Annotated in this window: 20 protein-coding genes and 1 tRNA gene; 17 read left to right on the forward strand and 4 right to left on the reverse strand. The window is 63.0% G+C overall.

Going from position 1 to position 17,581, the window contains the following annotated elements; genetic code table 11:
- The first annotated feature begins 10 nt into the window (after positions 1-10).
- The 5 genes from ACI0FO_RS19350 (at position 11) to ACI0FO_RS19370 (ending at position 2,539) form a co-directional block, all read left to right on the forward strand.
- Entirely contained in the window at positions 11-379 is a 369-nt protein-coding gene (locus ACI0FO_RS19350; RefSeq protein WP_416029213.1) for a histidine triad nucleotide-binding protein, read from the forward strand.
- 14 nt (positions 380-393) lie between these two features.
- Positions 394-621 carry a Sec-independent protein translocase subunit TatA gene (gene tatA, locus ACI0FO_RS19355; RefSeq protein ID WP_006216828.1) on the forward strand — a complete coding sequence of 76 codons (228 nt, stop codon included), beginning with the start codon at positions 394-396 and terminating at the stop codon, positions 619-621.
- 72 nt (positions 622-693) lie between these two features.
- Positions 694-1,263 carry a Sec-independent protein translocase protein TatB gene (gene tatB / locus ACI0FO_RS19360; RefSeq protein ID WP_416029216.1) on the forward strand — a complete coding sequence of 190 codons (570 nt, stop codon included), beginning with the start codon at positions 694-696 and terminating at the stop codon, positions 1,261-1,263.
- Positions 1,260-2,054, forward strand: a complete 795-nt coding sequence (gene tatC / locus ACI0FO_RS19365; RefSeq protein WP_416029218.1) for a twin-arginine translocase subunit TatC — start codon at positions 1,260-1,262, stop codon at positions 2,052-2,054. Before tatB ends, tatC begins: the two co-directional genes overlap by 4 nt.
- 83 nt (positions 2,055-2,137) lie before the next feature.
- Positions 2,138-2,539 carry a helix-turn-helix domain-containing protein gene (locus ACI0FO_RS19370; protein ID WP_416029220.1) on the forward strand — a complete coding sequence of 134 codons (402 nt, stop codon included), beginning with the start codon at positions 2,138-2,140 and terminating at the stop codon, positions 2,537-2,539.
- 4 nt (positions 2,540-2,543) lie between these two features.
- On the opposite strand, the gene ACI0FO_RS19375 is transcribed toward ACI0FO_RS19370, so the two are convergent.
- Positions 2,544-3,710 carry a trypsin-like peptidase domain-containing protein gene (locus ACI0FO_RS19375; protein WP_416029222.1) on the reverse strand — a complete coding sequence of 389 codons (1,167 nt, stop codon included), beginning with the start codon at positions 3,708-3,710 and terminating at the stop codon, positions 2,544-2,546.
- 19 nt (positions 3,711-3,729) lie between these two features.
- On the opposite strand from ACI0FO_RS19375, the gene ACI0FO_RS19380 reads away from it, so the two are divergent.
- The 3 genes from ACI0FO_RS19380 (at position 3,730) to ACI0FO_RS19390 (ending at position 6,789) form a co-directional block, all read left to right on the forward strand.
- The gene (locus ACI0FO_RS19380) at positions 3,730-4,506 is read left to right on the forward strand and encodes a Nif3-like dinuclear metal center hexameric protein (protein WP_416029224.1); all 777 of its coding nucleotides are present in this window, start codon (positions 3,730-3,732) and stop codon (positions 4,504-4,506) included.
- Positions 4,507-4,780: 274 nt separating this feature from the next.
- Positions 4,781-5,407, forward strand: a complete 627-nt coding sequence (locus ACI0FO_RS19385; protein ID WP_416029226.1) for a glutathione S-transferase family protein — start codon at positions 4,781-4,783, stop codon at positions 5,405-5,407.
- A gap of 50 nt (positions 5,408-5,457) precedes the next feature.
- Positions 5,458-6,789, forward strand: coding sequence for an MFS transporter (locus tag ACI0FO_RS19390; protein WP_416029228.1), 1,332 nt, complete (start codon positions 5,458-5,460; stop codon positions 6,787-6,789).
- Between the two features lie 31 nt (positions 6,790-6,820).
- Here ACI0FO_RS19390 and ACI0FO_RS19395 read toward each other — a convergent pair whose 3' ends face one another.
- Complete coding sequence (locus tag ACI0FO_RS19395) at positions 6,821-7,849, reverse strand: AraC family transcriptional regulator (RefSeq protein WP_416029230.1); 1,029 nt, start codon at positions 7,847-7,849, stop codon at positions 6,821-6,823.
- Between the two features lie 145 nt (positions 7,850-7,994).
- On the opposite strand from ACI0FO_RS19395, the gene ACI0FO_RS19400 reads away from it, so the two are divergent.
- Entirely contained in the window at positions 7,995-8,756 is a 762-nt protein-coding gene (locus ACI0FO_RS19400; protein ID WP_416029232.1) for an aldolase, read from the forward strand.
- A gap of 133 nt (positions 8,757-8,889) precedes the next feature.
- On the opposite strand, the gene mscL is transcribed toward ACI0FO_RS19400, so the two are convergent.
- Complete coding sequence (mscL, locus tag ACI0FO_RS19405) at positions 8,890-9,339, reverse strand: large conductance mechanosensitive channel protein MscL (protein ID WP_006224521.1); 450 nt, start codon at positions 9,337-9,339, stop codon at positions 8,890-8,892.
- Between the two features lie 140 nt (positions 9,340-9,479).
- Between mscL and petA the strand changes: the two genes are divergently transcribed.
- The 8 genes from petA (at position 9,480) to ACI0FO_RS19445 (ending at position 16,119) form a co-directional block, all read left to right on the forward strand.
- Entirely contained in the window at positions 9,480-10,121 is a 642-nt protein-coding gene (gene petA, locus ACI0FO_RS19410) for a ubiquinol-cytochrome c reductase iron-sulfur subunit (RefSeq protein ID WP_416029235.1), read from the forward strand.
- A gap of 73 nt (positions 10,122-10,194) precedes the next feature.
- Positions 10,195-11,583, forward strand: coding sequence for a cytochrome b (locus ACI0FO_RS19415; RefSeq protein ID WP_416029237.1), 1,389 nt, complete (start codon positions 10,195-10,197; stop codon positions 11,581-11,583).
- A 24-nt stretch (positions 11,584-11,607) separates the two neighbouring features.
- Positions 11,608-12,468 (forward strand): cytochrome c1, encoded by an 861-nt coding sequence (locus ACI0FO_RS19420; protein ID WP_416029239.1) that lies wholly within the window; start codon positions 11,608-11,610, stop codon positions 12,466-12,468.
- Positions 12,469-12,621: 153 nt separating this feature from the next.
- On the forward strand, positions 12,622-13,233 hold the full coding sequence (locus ACI0FO_RS19425; protein WP_006388039.1) for a glutathione S-transferase N-terminal domain-containing protein: 612 nt from the start codon (positions 12,622-12,624) through the stop codon (positions 13,231-13,233).
- Between the two features lie 13 nt (positions 13,234-13,246).
- Positions 13,247-13,696: a ClpXP protease specificity-enhancing factor gene (locus ACI0FO_RS19430; RefSeq protein ID WP_105560500.1), complete on the forward strand. Its 450-nt coding sequence runs from the start codon at positions 13,247-13,249 to the stop codon at positions 13,694-13,696.
- 257 nt (positions 13,697-13,953) lie between these two features.
- A tRNA-Thr gene (locus ACI0FO_RS19435) sits at positions 13,954-14,029 on the forward strand.
- Positions 14,030-14,155: 126 nt separating this feature from the next.
- Positions 14,156-14,800, forward strand: coding sequence for an ImmA/IrrE family metallo-endopeptidase (locus ACI0FO_RS19440; protein ID WP_416029242.1), 645 nt, complete (start codon positions 14,156-14,158; stop codon positions 14,798-14,800).
- A 14-nt stretch (positions 14,801-14,814) separates the two neighbouring features.
- Positions 14,815-16,119, forward strand: a complete 1,305-nt coding sequence (locus ACI0FO_RS19445) for a hypothetical protein (protein WP_416029244.1) — start codon at positions 14,815-14,817, stop codon at positions 16,117-16,119.
- A gap of 49 nt (positions 16,120-16,168) precedes the next feature.
- Here the strand turns inward: ACI0FO_RS19445 and ACI0FO_RS19450 are convergent, their stop codons facing one another.
- Positions 16,169-17,557 (reverse strand): GntP family permease, encoded by a 1,389-nt coding sequence (locus ACI0FO_RS19450; protein ID WP_416029246.1) that lies wholly within the window; start codon positions 17,555-17,557, stop codon positions 16,169-16,171.
- Between the last annotated feature and the right edge of the window lie 24 nt (positions 17,558-17,581).

Raw genomic sequence — 17,581 nt, forward strand, 5'->3', positions numbered from 1 at the left:
AGCCCGGAAAATGAGCAACAACTGTCTTTTCTGCAAGATCGCCAGTGGCGACATCCCGTCCAAAAAAGTCTACGAAGACGAGGACTTTGTTGCATTCCACGATATTAATCCGGCCGCACCGGTGCATTTACTGCTGATCCCTCGACGTCATGTCATATCCATGCAGGATATTACGGGCGAGGACGCAGGTTGGTTGGGTAGAATGATGTCGTTGGCGCCGCGGCTAGCAGCCGAAAACGGTTGCCGTCCGGGCCCTGATGGCGGATTTCGCATCATGATCAACTCTGGCGTCGAAGGCGGCCAGGAAGTCCCGCATTTGCATTTCCACATCATCGGCGGCTCGCGGCCCTGGAAAGGGCGCGTAGCCCCCACCGCGTAATTCGGAGAAACATCATGGGTAGTTTCAGCATTTGGCATTGGTTGGTCGTTCTGGTCATCGTGGCGCTGATTTTCGGCACCAAGAAACTGCGCAACATCGGCTCGGACCTGGGCGGCGCAGTGAAGGGGTTCAAGGAAGGCATGAAGGACGCCAACGGCGAAAAGCCGGCGGATCCGATCGCGCAGCAGCGCGTTTCCGGTGAAACCATCGACGTGCAAGCCAAGGAAAAGACCAACTCCTGAGCCGCGGCTCGTCTCCCGGGCCCGCCCTGAACGGGCCGGCCCTTATTGCTTCAATTCCCGAGCGGCCGTCGAATGTTTGATGTCAGCCTCACTGAACTGATGGTGATCGGCGTCGTCGCCTTGATCGTCATTGGCCCCGAACGCCTGCCCAAGGTAGCCCGCACCGTCGGCCACCTGCTTGGGCGCGCGCAGCGTTACGTCAATGACGTGAAATCCGATATCCAGCGCGAAATCGAGCTCGACGAGCTGCGCAAATTCAAGAACGAAATGGAAGACGCCGCGCAGGGCGTGCAACAGTCGTTGAACGACACGCAGGCCTCGCTGCAGGAACCGGTTCAGCAATTCCGGGCGGAACTCGATGAAGTCGCCCGCGAAGCCAGCGGCAAGGTCGCGCCGGTGATCGTTGGAGACGCTTCGGTCGGGCCCGCCCCGGCCGGGGAAGCATCCGTCGAACCGGCCCGCACGATCGCCCCGCCCGGCCAGAATCACAGCCTGGACCTGGAGCTGCCCGCCGTGCCCGCCCCGGCCCCCGTGCCGGCCGCGTCCGCCCCCCAACAACCCGCCCCGGCGCCCAGCGCGCCCAAGGCCGACGACGCCGCGCCCGCCGCCAAGCCCGTCACGCCCTCTGGAACACCGACGTGACCCAGGACGCCTCCCAAGAAGAAGGCCAGCAAGAGACCTTCATCTCCCACCTGGTCGAATTGCGTACCCGCCTGCTGCGCGCCGTCGGCGCCGTCGTGGCCGTGTTCATCGTATTGTTCATCTACCCCGGCGCGTCCGCCATCTATGACGTGCTGGCCGCGCCCATGCTGGCTTCGCTGCCCGAGGGCACCCGCATGATCGCCACGGGCGTCATCACGCCGTTCATGGTGCCCGTCAAGGTCACGATGATGGCCGCCTTCATCGTGGCGCTGCCGGTTGTCCTGTACCAGGCATGGGCCTTTGTCGCCCCCGGCCTGTACCGGCACGAAAAGCGCTTGGCGCTGCCGCTGATCATCTCAAGCACGTTCCTGTTCATCGCGGGCATGGCGTTTTGCTATTTCGTGGTGTTCCGCACGGTCTTCCACTTCATCGCCACCTTCGCGCCGCAATCCATCACGCCGGCGCCTGACATCGAGGCCTACCTGAGCTTCGTCATGACGATGTTCATGGCCTTCGGCATTACCTTCGAGGTGCCCGTGGCCGTGGTGCTGCTGGTGAAGACGGGCATTGTGGAATTGTCCAAGCTGCGCGCCGCGCGCGGCTATGTCGTGGTCGGCGCTTTCATCATCGCCGCGGTGGTCACGCCGCCCGACGTGGTCAGCCAGTTCATGCTGGCCGTGCCGCTGTGCCTGCTCTATGAGGTGGGTCTGATTTGCGCGCGAATGGTGTCGCCCAAGCCCGGCGCGGCCACGGCCGACGACACCACGGATTCGCTGACCGAACGGCACTGATACCGTCCCCGGCGCGGCATGTGCGGGCAAGATAGGACTGATTGACTCTTGCCCGCACATGCCTGCAATCCTACATTGCAGGTATGTCGCTTGCCCAAAGGCTGCGCGCCCTGATGCGATGGCGCGGCATCCACAGCCAGAATCAACTGGCACGCATCTCTCGCGTGCCGCAATCCTGCATCCATCGCATTCTTACCCGCGAAGATCGCTACTCGCCGTCCCGGAGTACGCTGCTACGCCTGGCCGTCGCGCTTGAAACCAGCGTGCCGTGGCTGACGGACGGCGTGCTCAGCGGCGCCGAACCCGGCCCCCACGGCGTGCCTTCCAGCACCGGCGTGCTGCCCGCCATGCCGGCCACCGCGCCCGCGATCGACGGCTACTGCGCTGAAATTTGCGCCCTGCTGCGCCAGCAACCCGACAGCACGAAAAAAACCGTGCTGTCGATGGTGCGCATCTTGGTGGAGGGCGCCGCGCACGTTCCTTGAAGGGCTATCGGGGCTTTCCGGGCCGCGTGCCCACCACGACGGTCACGTCCTGCGGCTTGCCCGCACGCAAAATGCCCAGCGTCGCGCGCTGGCCAGGGGGCTGTTGCGCAATTTCCGACAGCAACTGGGCCGTGTCGGCCATGGGTTTGCCGTTGACCGACTGCACGATGTCGCCCACCCGCAGGCCGCCGCGCGCCGCCGGGCCATCTCGCATCACGCCCGCGATGATCGCGCCTTTTGCGTCGGCGCCCAGCCCGAAGGCGCGCGCCAGTTCGGGGGTAACGTCCTGCGGCTCCACGCCCAGCCAGCCGCGTTTGACGCTGCCGGTCTTGACGATGTCGTCCATGACCTTGCGCGCGATCTCGATGGGCGTGGCGAAGCCGATGCCCATCGACCCGCCCGATTCCGAATAAATGGCGGTGTTGATGCCGACCAGATTGCCTTCGGCGTCCACCAGCGCGCCCCCCGAGTTGCCCGGGTTGATCGCGGCGTCCGTCTGAATGAAGTTTTCATACGTGTTCAGGCCCAGCCCATTGCGGCCCAGCGCCGACACGATGCCCTGGGTGGTGGTCTGCCCCACGCCGAACGGATTGCCGATCGCCAGCACCACGTCTCCCACGCGCAAGCCGCGGTCGGCCGCCAAGGTGGCGGCGGGCAGGGCGCGCAACGTGCTCAGCTTCAACACGGCCAGATCGGTATCGGGGTCCGCCCCCACGACCTTGGCGGTATCGCGGCGGCCGTCGGCCAACGCCACCTCGATGGCGTCCGCCGCCTGCACCACGTGGTAGTTCGTCAGCACGTGGCCGTCCTGGTTGACGATGACGCCAGACCCCAGGCTGGTCGTGGCCTGCCGCCGGCTCATGCCCGGCATCTGGCCGAATAGCTGGCGCAGCACGGGATCGTCGGGCAGCGGAACCAGCGGCACGTTGACGTGCTTGGTGGTGTAGACGTTCACCACCGACGGCGCCGCGCGGGCGACGCCGTCCGCATAGGACACCGGCCCCACGCCGCGCCCCGCGGACGGACGCGGCGCCCCGGCAGCCGCCACGGCGGGCGGCGCGGTTCCCGGACCGGCCAGGCGCAGCAGGTCGGGCCGCAGGGTGGTGACGACGAATAGAATAGCCAGGCAGACCGTGACGGCCTGAGCGAATATCAGCCAATATCGGCGCATGATTCTGATAGGACGAGCAATGAAAAAAGTGGACTCCCACGTGCTGGCCAGCTGGCTGGACGACACCCTGCAAGCCGCCCGCTTCAAGGACTACTGCCCCAACGGCTTGCAAGTGGAGGGCCGATCTGAAGTCGGACACATTATCACCGGTGTCACCGCCAGCGAAGCCCTGCTGCGCACGGCGGTCGAACGCGGGGCCGACGCGGTGCTGGTGCATCACGGCTGGATGTGGCGCAACGAAGACCGCCGCGTCATCGGCACACGCCGCACGCGCATGGCCCTGGCCCTGAAGAACGACCTGAATCTGTACGCCTACCATCTGCCGCTGGATGCGCATCCGACGCTGGGCAACAACGCGCAACTGGCGCGGGTACTGGGCCTGGCGCCGGAACGCCGCGACGACGGCGCGCCGCGCACCTGTGGCCAAGACAACCTGGTCTGGCTGGGCCAGGCGCCCGGCCTGCAAACGCTTGCGCAACTAGGCGCGCGCGTGGCCGAACGCCTGGGCCGTCAGCCCTTGGTCGTGGGCGACCCGGACCAGCCCGTATCGCGCCTGGCGTGGTGCACGGGCGGCGCGCAGGGCATGCTGGCTGACGCCGTGGACGCGGGCGCCAGCGCCTACATCACCGGCGAGGTCTCGGAATCCACCGTGCATCTGGCACGTGAGACCGGCGTGGGCTTCATCGCCGCCGGCCATCACGCAACCGAGCGCTATGGCGCAGAAGCGCTGGGCCAGGCGGTGGCCGAACGGTTCGGGATCAAGGTCGAATTCGTCGACATCGATAACCCGGCCTGACACGCGTCGCGCACGGCCTGCCATCCGCCCCCGAAAGGGGGCGTTTTCATTTCACGACGCCTGCGGTCGCCATGTGCGCCACGCCCCCGGGAATCCACCGGACCAGGCTCCGGGAAAACCAGAGGGTTTGATCAAACCCGCGCCTGTGCGTCGCGTCTGGTCAATCGCGGTTCTCTCCCTGTCAATTCTGGCTGAAAACCGCGCCCTAGCATTCCATGCAGTTGCCCGCCGCTGGCCTCTTCCCGGCCGGGCCTCCTTCATACGGAGCCACTGAATGCTGACCCTCTACGACCACCCGCGCTCTGGCAACTGCTACAAGGTCCGCCTATTTCTTGCCCTTATCGGCAAGGCCTACCAACGCACATTTGTCGACGTGCTGGCCCGCAAGAACCAGACCGCGGCGTTTGAGCGCATCAGCGCCTTCCAGCAGATCCCCGCAATGACCGATGGCGGCATCGCGCTCTGGGACAGTCACGCCATCCTGCTGCATCTTGCGCATCACTACGCCCCCCAATGGTTGGCGCCATTGCCCCGCATCGGCGCCATGCACGCCTGGCTATCGGTCTCCGCCAATGAAATCGCGAACAGCCTGCAGCCGCTGCGGTTGACGCGCGTCGTCAGCAACGCCGAGGCCGCGCACCACCTGGGCGTAAGCGAAGCGCTGCTCGACATTCCCGGCATGCAGGCCCGCACGGACCGCGTGCTTCGCCGCATGGACAAGCACCTTGCGGAAAACGGCTGGCTGGCCGGTACCGATGCGCCCACCGTGGCCGACATCGCCTGCTACGGCTACGCGGCGCTGGCCGAAGAAGCCGCCATCGACGTTGCCGCCTATCCCGCCATGGCCGCATGGCGCGAACGCATACGGCAGTTGCCGGGATACGTGACGCCAGGCCCCTGAGCTGCCGCGCCACGACACAAAACCATTACGACAAGACAAGAGGAAACGACATGGACGCCATACCCGCCGCGCAGCCCGCTGCCCGACCACACAAGAAGCCGAACCTGTTCCGGGTCGCCGTCGCGACCGTCATCGGCACCGCCGTGGAGGCGTTCGACTTCCTCGCCTACGGGACCGCCGCGGCCCTGGTGTTCAACAAGATCTTCTTTCCGCAGTTCGATCCGGCAACCGGCACGCTGGCGGCCTTTGGCGCTTTCGCCAGCGGCATGCTGGCGCGTCCCATCGGCGGCATCCTGTTCGGCCACTTCGGCGATCGCGTCGGCCGCAAATCCATGCTGACGCTGAGCCTGTTGTTGATGGGCCTGTGCACCGTGCTCATCGGCCTGCTGCCGACCTATGAACAGATCGGCATCTCGGCGGCGGTGCTGTTGGTGGTCCTGCGCATCGGCCAGGGGCTATCGTTCGGCGGCGAAATGGGCGGCGCCATGCTGATGGCGGTGGAACACGCGCCGCCAAAGTGGAAGGCGTTCTTCGGCAGCCTGCCGTTGGTGGGCGCGCCCTTGGGCATCCTGCTGTCGGTAGGGTCCTTCGCACTGGTGACGCGGCTGCCGGAAGCAGACTTCCTGTCCTGGGGCTGGCGCCTGCCGTTTCTGGCCAGCGCCGTACTCATCGTCGTAGGCCTGTTCATCCGCCACGGCATCGACGAATCTCCTGAGTTCGAGCAGGTCAAACGCGAACGCGCACGGACCAGGCAGCCTCTGGAAGACAAAATGCCCCTGCGCGAACTGCTGCGCGCACATGGCAAATCGCTCTTGCTGTGCATAGGCTGCAAGATTGCCGAGGTCACCCTGATCTACACCTTCCTGGTGTTCTCGGTGTCCTACGCCGTGTCCAAGCTAGGCTTCAGCCGCGCCGACGCGCTGCACGCCTTGCTCTACGGCGCAGGCGTGTTGATGTTCACCATTCCGTTGTTCGGCATGCTGGCCGATCGCATCGGCGCGCGCCGGGTCTGCGGCTGGGGCGGCATGCTCCTGGGGCTCATGGCCATTCCCATCTTCCTCGCGGTGGGCAGCGGTTCGTTGATGGCGTACAGCCTTGCCGTCTTCATCGCCATGGCCTTGAACTACGCGGTCATGATCGCCCCTCAGTCCAGCCTGTACAGCGCCCAGTTCCCTGCCGAGCTGCGCTATTCCGGGTTGTCGATCGGGGTCCAGTTCTCGGCGGCCATTGGTGGCGGCTTGGCCCCGCTGATCTCGGCCACGCTGGTCCAGAAGTTCAACAGCATTGTTCCCGTCGGCGTCTATCTGGCGGTTCTGGGTATCGTCGCCGGCACCTCGGCGTTTCTCATGAAACCCACGCCCCAGGATTTGCGCCGGGGATGACGCGCCACGCGATGTGAGCGGGCGGCGTGGGTTACGCGCCGCCGCTGCCGCTTCTGGCTGTCTTGCGATACAGGGCGGGCGACATGCCGAAGCGTTCATGGAAACGGCGGATGAAATGGCTGGCATGCTGGAAGCCGCAAGAGGCAGCGATTTCTTTGACCTCGACGTGCGAACGCCGCGGGTCCTCGAGCGCTTCCCTGGCCAGTTGTAGCCGGCGTTCTCGCACATAGCTGGTGTATTGCAGCGAACGCGTCTTGAACAGCCGATGCACCCAACGCGTGGTGACGCGCAGCACGTCCGCTACCGCCTGCACCGACAGCTCCGGATCGGTGATGTGGGCATCGATGTAACTGGCCAGCACCTGCCAGTTATCGGCAGGCGCCCGCGCATCGCCCGGAATCTTCTCCAACGCCTGGCTGGTGTATATCGAGGCCAGCAGGGCAAGCAGCGCCTGCTCGGCAAAGAGCGACGACGTAGGGTTGGATTCCGCCTTGTCGAAAAAAACATGATGCAGGCAACGATGGGCGGTTTGCACCATCGGCAAGCCGGCCGCGCCGCGTTGCGCGGTGAACTGGGACATCGCCAGGCTGTGCGCGCCCAGCAGGCGCGACAGCGGCCCCTTCACCACCACGATCCGCGAATCGGTGTACATCCGGATGTCGGAGGGCAGCGCGGTCGTGCGGAAGATGATGTCTCCGGGTTCCAGCGGCAGGGTGGCGTCATTCTGGACGATGACGCCATGCCCGGCGACCACGAAGCTGGCCAGGAACTCCGCGTGGTCCAGATCGGCCGCGTGCTCCGCACGGTGGTGCACGCTTATCGGCGTGGATTCCAGGCTGACCACCAGCCCGCCCGCGCGCAGTCGACAGGCCTGCAATTGCAGCCGGGGCTGTTCCGTCAACGCCCGGAATTCTCCCGGCAGGACCAGCTTGTCCAGCTCGCGCTCATAGCCGGCGATCTCCTGCGCGTAAAACGGGCGGAACTGGGGCGCAAAGTTGAGATCCGCCTCGGAACAGGCGGGCCGGGCGGGTCGATTCACGGTCTGGCTGGCGCTTGGCATGCTCGGAGCTCTCTGTCGGGCCGGCCAACAAGGGCCGAGGGGGGCCCGCCCTCCTGTCGCGTTGAGTCAACCCGCGTTCGTGATCGGTCAATCGCAGGCTGCAGAGGCGGGCGTGTAATTAAGCCATTATCCCCAAGGAGACCCCATGCTGGAAAAACAAGCCCATGCCGACGCCTTCTTTGCGCGCTCCGCGAACAAGCTCGACTTCGGAAACTGGGGCGAGAAGGAAAAAGTGGCGCTTAGCTGCCGCATTCTCGCCAGCGAAGGCCATTCGGAAACGCTGGCAGGCCAGATCACGGTGCGCAACGCCGACGGCACGTTCCTGACCACCCCGCTGGCCCAGGCGTTCGACGAGATCCTCCCGTCCTCGGTCATCCGCATCAACGACAGCATGGAAGTGCTTGAGGGCGCGGGTACGCCGAACCCCGCCGTGCGCTTTCATTTCTGGGTCTATCGCCAGCGCCCCGACGTGCAGTGCATCATTCACACGCACCCGCCGCATGTCTCGACGCTGTCGATGACGGGCCAGCCGCTGGTCGTCGCGCACATGGACGCCACGCCGTTCCACAACGACTGCGCTCATCTGAAGGAATGGCCCGGGCTACCCATCGCCGACCAGGAAGGCGAGATCATTTCCGCGGCGTTGGGCGACAAGCGCTGCATCCTGCTGGCCAACCATGGCTTCCTGGCGGCCGGATCCTGCGTGGAAGAAGCGCTGTACCTGTCGGTGCTGATCGAACGCGCGGCCCGCAACCAGCTGCTGGCCGCCGCCGCATACGGCGAGGTGAAACCGGTCAATGACGAGCTGGCCGCCGAATCGCACGACTTTCTGCTGAAACCCAGCATCGTGCGCGCAAGCTTCGCCATGTTCGCGCGACGCGTCGAACGGCAGATGGCAGCGGAATAGGGCCAGCAGGAGAAAACAGCGGATTGTTCAGCGGGGCCGGCGCACGCGCAACCATGCGGACCCTACGCCGGCGGGAACGTCCGCTGGCCGCGGCCCGGATCCGTGCGGATACCGGGTTCGCGGCGGCAGCGAATCAGGGCTTTTTGAGCAGATCGCGGATTTCGCGCAGCAGCGCCACGTCTTCGGGCGTCGCGGCCGGTGCGGCCGGCGCTTCCTCGGCCTTGGTGCGCGCCTTGTAGATGGCCTTGACCATCCAGAAGATCACGAACGCCAACAGCACGAAGTTGATGATGATGGTGACGAAATTACCCCACGCAAAGACGTTTGCGCCCGCTTTGGTCAGGTCGGCATACGTCATGGGGCCGTTGTAGCCGGCGGGCATGGATAGCACCAGGAACTTGTTCGAAAAATCGACCGAGCCGCCAAGGATGAAGTTGACCAGCGGCATGACGATGTCTTTCACCAGCGAGTCGACAATTCTGCCGAACGCCGCACCGATAATGACACCCACTGCCAAGTCGACCGCATTGCCTTTTACCGCGAAATCTCGGAATTCTTTGACGAAACCAGTCGCTTTGCTCATAAAAGCACTCCCTTCGTGATACGCCCATCAGTGGGCTGGCGCTATAATACGCGGTTGCTATGTTGTTACATATTCCCGCGAACCCGATGCCGCAGAGGTGATGCTACTCGTAGAGCGGGCGCATCAACAAGGATAGGAAGATGAGTCAGGATACGCTGGTGCACGATGATGACGGTGCGGTTGATCCCAACCTGCCACCTGATCCTTCGCGACGTTTCTGGGTTACCACCGCCTGTGCCGTGGGTGGCGTAGCAGGTGTCGCAACGGCATTGCCGCTTGTGAGCACGTTTTCTCCCTCTGAAAAGGCCCGCGCGGCCGGGGCCCCTGTAGAAGTGGATATCGGCGACATTCCCGTCGGCACCATGAAGACAGTGGAATGGCGTGGGAAGCCGGTGTGGATCATTCACCGTTCTCCCGAACAGCTCGCTGCCCTGAAAACGCTGGATCCTTTATTGGCCGACCCTGATTCCAAACGGCCTGGCTATACCCCCAAATACGCCGAAAACGAGGCTCGTTCGCGCAAGCCCGAGATCTTCGTCTGTGTCGGCATCTGTACGCACCTGGGCTGCTCGCCCACCTCGCACTTCGAAACGGGCGGCGGTGGCGGCATGGGCGCCAATTGGCAAGGCGGATTCCTCTGTCCCTGCCACGGCTCCACGTTCGACCTGGCTGGCCGGGTCTACAAGAACAAGCCCGCCCCCGACAACCTCGAAGTACCGCCTTACCAATATCTCAGCGACACCCGCATCATCGTGGGCGTCGATGAAGACAACAAGGCCTGACGCTCGCGTCGCGCTTTTTTCCCGATTACGTAAGTAAAACAAATACGCCACGTATTAGAGAAGGAGCCGTTACATGGCTGGCGAGAAAACCGTCGAGACGACAGGCCTGTTGGGCTGGCTGGACCGGCGCTTTCCGGTGACATCCACCTGGAAAGCCCATCTGTCCGAGTACTACGCACCGAAGAATTTCAACTTCTGGTATTTCTTTGGCTCCTTGGCCTTATTGGTCCTGGTGCTGCAGATCGTGACCGGCATTTTCCTGGTCATGCACTACAAGCCGGACGCCGAACGCGCGTTCCAGTCCGTCGAATACATCATGCGCGAGGTCCCCTGGGGCTGGCTGGTGCGCTACATGCACTCCACCGGCGCGTCGATGTTCTTCGTCGTCGTGTACCTGCACATGCTGCGCGGGCTGCTTTACGGTTCCTACCGCAAGCCGCGCGAGCTCGTGTGGATCTTCGGCGTGGCGATTTTCCTCTGTCTGATGGCCGAAGCTTTCTTCGGCTACCTGCTGCCCTGGGGCCAGATGTCGTATTGGGGCGCCCAGGTGATCGTGAACCTGTTCGCGGCCATTCCGTTCATCGGCCCTGAACTGTCGATCTGGATCCGCGGCGACTACGTCGTGTCGGACGCCACCCTGAACCGCTTCTTCGCCTTCCACGTCATCGCGATTCCGCTGGTGCTGGTGGGTCTGGTGGCGGCCCACCTGGTGGCGCTGCACGAAGTCGGCTCGAACAACCCGGACGGCATCGAGATCAAGCAGGGGCCGAAAGACAAGTACGGCCGGCCGAAGGATGGCATCCCGTTCCACCCGTTCTACTCGGTGCATGACCTGATGGGCGTGGCGGGCTTCCTGCTCGTGTTCGCCTTCATCGTGTTCTTCGCACCTGAAATGGGCGGGTACTTCCTGGAGTTCAACAACTTCATCCCCGCCGACTCGCTGAAGACGCCGCCGCACATCGCGCCGGTCTGGTACTTCACGCCGTTCTACTCGATGCTTCGCGCCACCACCGACGAATTCACGTGGGTGCTGGCAGGCGCATCGGTGCTGGGCGCCATCGCGTTGCTCGTCAAGAGCAACCTGAAGGGCATCCTGCGCGTGGCCATCCCCGGCATCCTGATCGTCGTGGCCGTGCTGCTGCGCGCGATCGACGCCAAGTTCTGGGGTGTGGTCGCCATGGGCGGCACGGTCGTCATCCTGTTCTTCCTGCCGTGGCTGGACCATTCGCCGGTCAAGTCGATCCGCTACCGCCCCACGTGGCACAAATGGATCTACGGCATCTTCATGGTCAACTTCCTGGTGCTTGGCTACATCGGTACGCAGCCGCCCAGTCCGCCGTTGAACATCACGTCGCAAATCGGCACGCTGCTGTACCTGGCATTCTTCTTCCTGATGCCGGTCTGGAGCCGCCTTGGCACGTTCAAGCCCGTGCCCGAGCGCGTTACGTTCCACGCCCACTGAGCCCCACCAGATAACGGACTAACCATGATCAAGAAGCTGATTGGTGCCGTGGCCTTGATGCTCACGTGTACCGCCGCATTCGCCGCCGAAGGCGGGTTCCCGCTCAACAAGGCGCCGTATCGCGTCAACGACATGGCGTCGCTGCAAAACGGCGCCAAGCTGTTCGTCAACTACTGCCTGAACTGTCATAGCGCATCGTCGATGCGCTATAACAAGCTGAAGGACATCGGGCTGACTGACCAGCAAATCAAGGAAAGCCTGCTGTTCACCGGCGAAAAGGTGGGCGACATGATGACCGTCGCCATGTCGCCCAAGGACGCCAAGAAGTGGTTTGGCACGACGCCCCCGGACCTGTCCGTGATCGCGCGCGCCAAATCGGTCAACGCCGGCCCGTCCGGCGCCGACTACATTTACACCTACCTGCGCACTTTCTACCGCGATTCGTCGCGCGCCACCGGTTGGAACAATCTGGTTTTCCCGGCCGTGGGCATGCCCCATGCGCTCTGGGAGCTTCAGGGTCCGCGCGAGCTGACGACCGTGGCCATGCACGAAGTGGAAGTCAAGGACGCCAAGGAAGGCGCACCCAAAACCTGGGAACGCGTCACGACGGTGTACGATGCTCAAGGTTTTTCCACGGTCAAGGCCGAACCGGTAGCTGATTACCACGGCCATACCACCTTTGAGGCCAAATTTAAGGCCGCCAACCCGGCCCAAGTCGCAACATACGACAACGACGTCGCAGACCTGACCGCGTTCATGTCCTGGATGGCCGAGCCCGTCCAGACGTTACGCGTCCGTATCGGCGTCGGTGTCATGTTGTTCCTGCTGTTGTTCTTCCTGGTTACGTGGCGCTTGAACGCTTCGTACTGGAAGCACGTGCGCTAACCGCAACGCCCCGCCAGGCATGAAAGCCGTCCCCCTTTAAAAACAGGGACAGCAGTGGCGGATAGGGCTGTACGCCTATCCCGCCTGGCAATCGGGGCCAGCGCCTGCTAGATTTAGGCGCTGGCCTTTCGTTTTTCATAAAGGACTTACACCATGATGGTGCTCTATTCCGGAACCACGTGTCCGTTTTCGCAACGCTGCCGCTTCGTGTTGTTCGAAAAGGGTATGGATTTCGAGATCCGCGACATCGACCTGTACAACAAGCCCGAAGACATCTCGGTGATGAACCCGTACGGTCAAGTGCCCATTCTGGTCGAACGCGACCTGGTCCTGTACGAGTCGAACATCATCAACGAGTACATCGACGAGCGCTTCCCGCACCCGCAGCTAATGCCCGCCGACCCGGTCATGCGCGCCCGCACCCGCCTGTTCCTCTACAACTTCGAGAAAGAACTGTTCGTTCACGTCTCGACGCTGGAAGACCGCAGCGCCAAGCCGGACGAGAAGAAGCTGGCCAATGCCCGCCAGAACATCCGCGACCGCCTGGCCCAGCTGGCCCCCATGCTGCTGAAGAACAAGTACATGCTGGGCGAAGAGTTCTCCATGCTGGACGTGGCCGTGGCTCCGCTGCTGTGGCGCCTGGACCACTACGGCATCGAACTGCCCAAGAACGCGGCCCCGCTGCAAAAGTACGCCGAACGCATCTTCTCGCGTCCGGCCTACATCGAAGCGCTGACGCCTTCGGAAAAAGTGATGCGTCGTTAAGGCTGGTTGTGTGATGGGTGAAACTTCGACCAAACCGTATCTGATCCGCGCGCTGCATGAATGGTGCACCGACAACGGCTACACACCGTACATCACCGTGCAGGTCGACGAGCACACCATGGTGCCCGTCGCGCATGTCCGTGACGGTCAGATCACACTGAACGTGGGCACGCTGGCCACCAACCGTCTGGTGCTGGGCAATGAATTCATCGAATTCCAGGCCCGCTTCAGCGGCGTGACCGAAAACGTCTACGTCCCCGTCGGCGCCGTCAGCGCCATCTACGCGCGCGAAACCGGCGCCGGCATGGGCTTCGAAGTGCAGCCCTACGAACCGCCGGCGGCGGGTGCGCAAGGCGCGGCGGATGCCGACGCGCCTGAAAGCACCGACGCCGACGTGGCGCCTGGCGACGACGGCGGCGATGACGACGAACCCAAGCGTCCGCGCCTGACCATCGTCAAATAGCCGCTGCGACGCGGGGACGGCGCGCCCGGCGCAATGTCCCCGCAAGCCCGACGGATTCCCGCTTACTGTGCGTGGCAGGATGTTCATCCTGCCCGCGCAGCGCGTTTTGCTGCCCGACGTTTACGTGTGCCCCCCAGACCGCACATTGAGCGTGAACCGCTGCAGTGGGGAATGGGGTACGCCGGTGTGCATGGGCGGTACACGGCGCAAGCGTTTTTTCATTACAATGCAGTCCCTGCGCGTGCCCTGCACGCCGTGCCGGTGTAGCTCAGTTGGTAGAGCAGCTCACTTGTAATGAGAAGGTCGAGGGTTCGATTCCTTTCACCGGCACCAGTTCGCAGCCCAAATTCTCCTAAGGCTGCATGAAACTCCGCAACTGCTGACGCGTTGCGGTTTTTTTTTGCTCCGCGGGCTTGGCCAACCATCCTGGCGTGCGGATGCCCCTGTATATTTTTACCCGTGCTTTCCGTTATCAACGAAAACGAGGTGTCGCATGGCATCGACCGCCTTTCGCATGATCAGCATAAATCCGATCCACACGCCGTTAAGAACGGCGGCGTTGTGATGTCTGAAACGTCAATGCGGACTCCCGTGGCAGCCCCTTTAAACAAGGCTCAAGTTGCCGAGTTTGCTGAACGCATAGCGCAACTGCTTGGCTTCAACGCTGGCGACGATATCGAGGCTGTAGTACGGAACCTTGGCGGCACGATCGGGTACCAAAGCATATGGGACCTGAATGATGAAGAACCCGGTTCCATCATCATTGACGCTCTGGACAAATTCCGAATCGTCCTCACCAGCCATACCAGCAAAGAGCGAGACCGATTCACGGTCGCACATGAGCTGGGCCACTACTTTTTGCACTGCCTTTTGCCGCTTAAAGCAGAGGCAGACTTTGTACCCATGCGAGCGACGCGATACGGAAGCGATCTAGCTGAATGGCAAGCGAATTGGTTCGCCGCATCCTTCCTCATGCCGGAGGCTGAATTCAGGCGGGTATATAACAACGCCGGCGGGGACGCATACGATATCGCCAAGTACTTCGTCGTCTCTACATCGACCGTTTCGATGCGGGCGAAATCACTGCATCTGGCCGGACTGTAGACATATCGATGCACATGTCGCAATCACCCGAATTGTCACCTGCATTTCTGGCCCCCTGTCTGCGCATCTTCATTAGCGTGGACATTGTTGGCTCTACCAATTTCAAACAATTGTTGGCGTCCAAGGTTTCGGACGAACAACACACACCAAACGGGGAAGCGGCAACCCACCCCGGCAGAAAGTGGCTCAATCCGATCTTGCAGTTTTACGATCAGATGGCAGCGCGATTCGGGCATGAATGGCGGACACTGTCCGAAGCGGCGCGCATTGAGTGCCATTGGACTCCAGGCGACGCCCCGCAGCTATGGAAGGCCGTGGGCGACGAATTGATCTTCACCAAGAAGCTGGGCAGTCACCAGGAAGCTTACATTTGTGTCGCCGCGATGCTGAAAACGGTGCACGAATTTCGGAATACGATCAAGGCGCATAGTTCCGGGCTTGACCTGAAATGCGCTGCGTGGATCGCGGGATTTCCGGTCAATAACGCGGAGGTCGTGCTCAGCACCACCAGCGTCCAGGATTCCCTGGGCTACGACGATGGCGACTTCATTTTTGCCAACCTGACCCGCCTGCACGATATGGGCAAGGATCCCACGGCGATTCGCGATTTCATCGGGCCGTCCATAGACACAGGCTTCCGGGTGGCTTCGCTGTCGAACCCGCGGCAATTTGTCTTCACGGTCGACTTGGCGCTGTTGCTCGCCGCGGCATCGGCCGCGATCCCGGCGGCCAGTACATCCGTTGCCCCGCTCACCTATTACTACCTCGGCCGTATCCCCCTGAAGGGGGTGACCAATGACGTCCCGTATCCCGTTTTCTGGATTGATGCCGCTACGCCGTCACCGCTGACTGCAATAGAGGATCGCCTGGAGGGCCGACAACCCGTCAACGCGACGCTCGTGAAAGAATATTGTGAGCGTTACATCGAACGCCAGCAGGGCACGCACATTATCCGGCCTTACCTGGTCAATGATTCGGATCACGCGTTCAGACAGAAACCCGCTGACCACGCAGCAAAACTCGTCGCCTTGAATCAGTATTGGGAACTCGAACAGAGAAAAAGACGGGTCGAAGTGCAAGCCGCCGTCGAAGATCCTTATGATGATTTGGAAACCGATATGGATGGCGGCAGGCCCATTGGGGCCGCTGAGTCCGTCGGTAAGGTAGTGGCGACCTTAAGACGAATCCAAGGTCCGAAGGGACCTCTCGCGGAAGCGATAAGAAAGTACGTGGAAACCAGCCGCGGCGGCTGTCTCGATGGAACCGCAGGCTTAATGGCCATACTGGCGCCGAACGACGAATCACAACCTGCCCCATGACTACCGCTGAAAAGCCGGCCATTCGTCGACCGGCTATCCAGGCCACGTATCAACCCAGCGGCGGCAGCAGGTTGAACAACAGCACCATGATCAGGCCCACCACGGACACGATCGACTGCACCACCGAGATCGTCTTGGTGGCCTCGCCCATCGTCATGCCGAAGGATTCCTTCACCATCCAGAAACCGGCGTGGTTGGCGTAGTTGAAGAACAACGAACCGCAACCGATCGACAGCGCCAGCAGCGGCAGATTCAACGTGGGGTCGGCGCCCGCCAGCGGCGCCAGCAGGCCGGCCGCGCCCACGATGCCGACCGTGGCCGAGCCGGTGGACACCGACAGCAGCATGGCAATCAGCCAGCCCAGGATCAACGGCGGGAAGGCGAACTGGTGCGTCAGGTGGACGATGGCGTCGCCGACCTTGGCGCTGGTCAGCACCTGCTGGAACGCCCCGCCGCCAGCGATGATCAGCATGATGCCGGCGATGGGTTTTAAGCTCTGGCCCAGCGCCTCGCGCAGCTTTTCCGCGTCGCCGCGGCGCATGAACACCAGCGTCACGGCTGCAAACAGCACGCCCAGCAGCATGGCGACCACCGGGTTGCCCAGGAAGGCAGCCACGTGCAGCCCGCTGGACCCCTTGGGCAGCAACATTTCGGCCAAGGCATGCACCAGCATCAGCAGCGCGGGAAGCAGGGCCGCCAGGATCCCCAGGCCCACGCTGGGCGCGCCGTTGCCGGCGGCGGCTTCGCGGGTGTTGGTGAACTGCTCAAGCAGGGCTTCGTCCGGGCGGGTCGTCATGCGCGGGGCGATGAACGCGCCATACAGCGGGCCGCCGAAGACCATGGCGGGCAGCGCGGCGATGAAGCCGTAGATCATCGTTGGGCCGACGGTGGTCTTCAACGTGGCGATGGCGGTCAGCGGGCCCGGGTGCGGGGGCACCATGCCGTGCATGGCCGCCAGCGCGGAAATCACCGGCACGCCCACATATACGTAGGCAGAACCTTTGAAGCGCTGCTGACTTTCCAGTTTGCGCGCCACGCTGAAGATCAGCGGCAGCATCACGACCAGGCCCACTTCGAAGAACATCGGGATGCCAATGACGAACGCCACTAGCGTCATGGCCCACGGAATCATGCGGGGCGACGTGTGGCGCAGGATGGCATTGGCCAGGCGTTCGGTGGTGCCCGAGTCCGCCAGAATCTTGCCCAGCATCGCGCCCAGCGCGATCACCACGCCGACGGCGCCCAGGGTCTTGCCCGCACCGTCGGTCAGGTTCTTGACGATGGCCACGGGCTCCATGCCCGTAGCGAAACCGACGCCGATGGAAACGATCAGCAGCGCCAGCAGCGGGTGCATGCGGATGCGCGAAACAATCAGCGCGACCAGCACCAGGACGCTCACCAGGGCGGTGAGCAGCAATTGAATGTCGAACGATGACATGTGTGAACCCAGAAAAACGAGAGA

The organism is Achromobacter marplatensis (assembly GCF_049060505.1).
In the GTDB taxonomy this organism is placed as follows: Bacteria; Pseudomonadota; Gammaproteobacteria; order Burkholderiales; family Burkholderiaceae_B; genus Achromobacter; species Achromobacter marplatensis_A.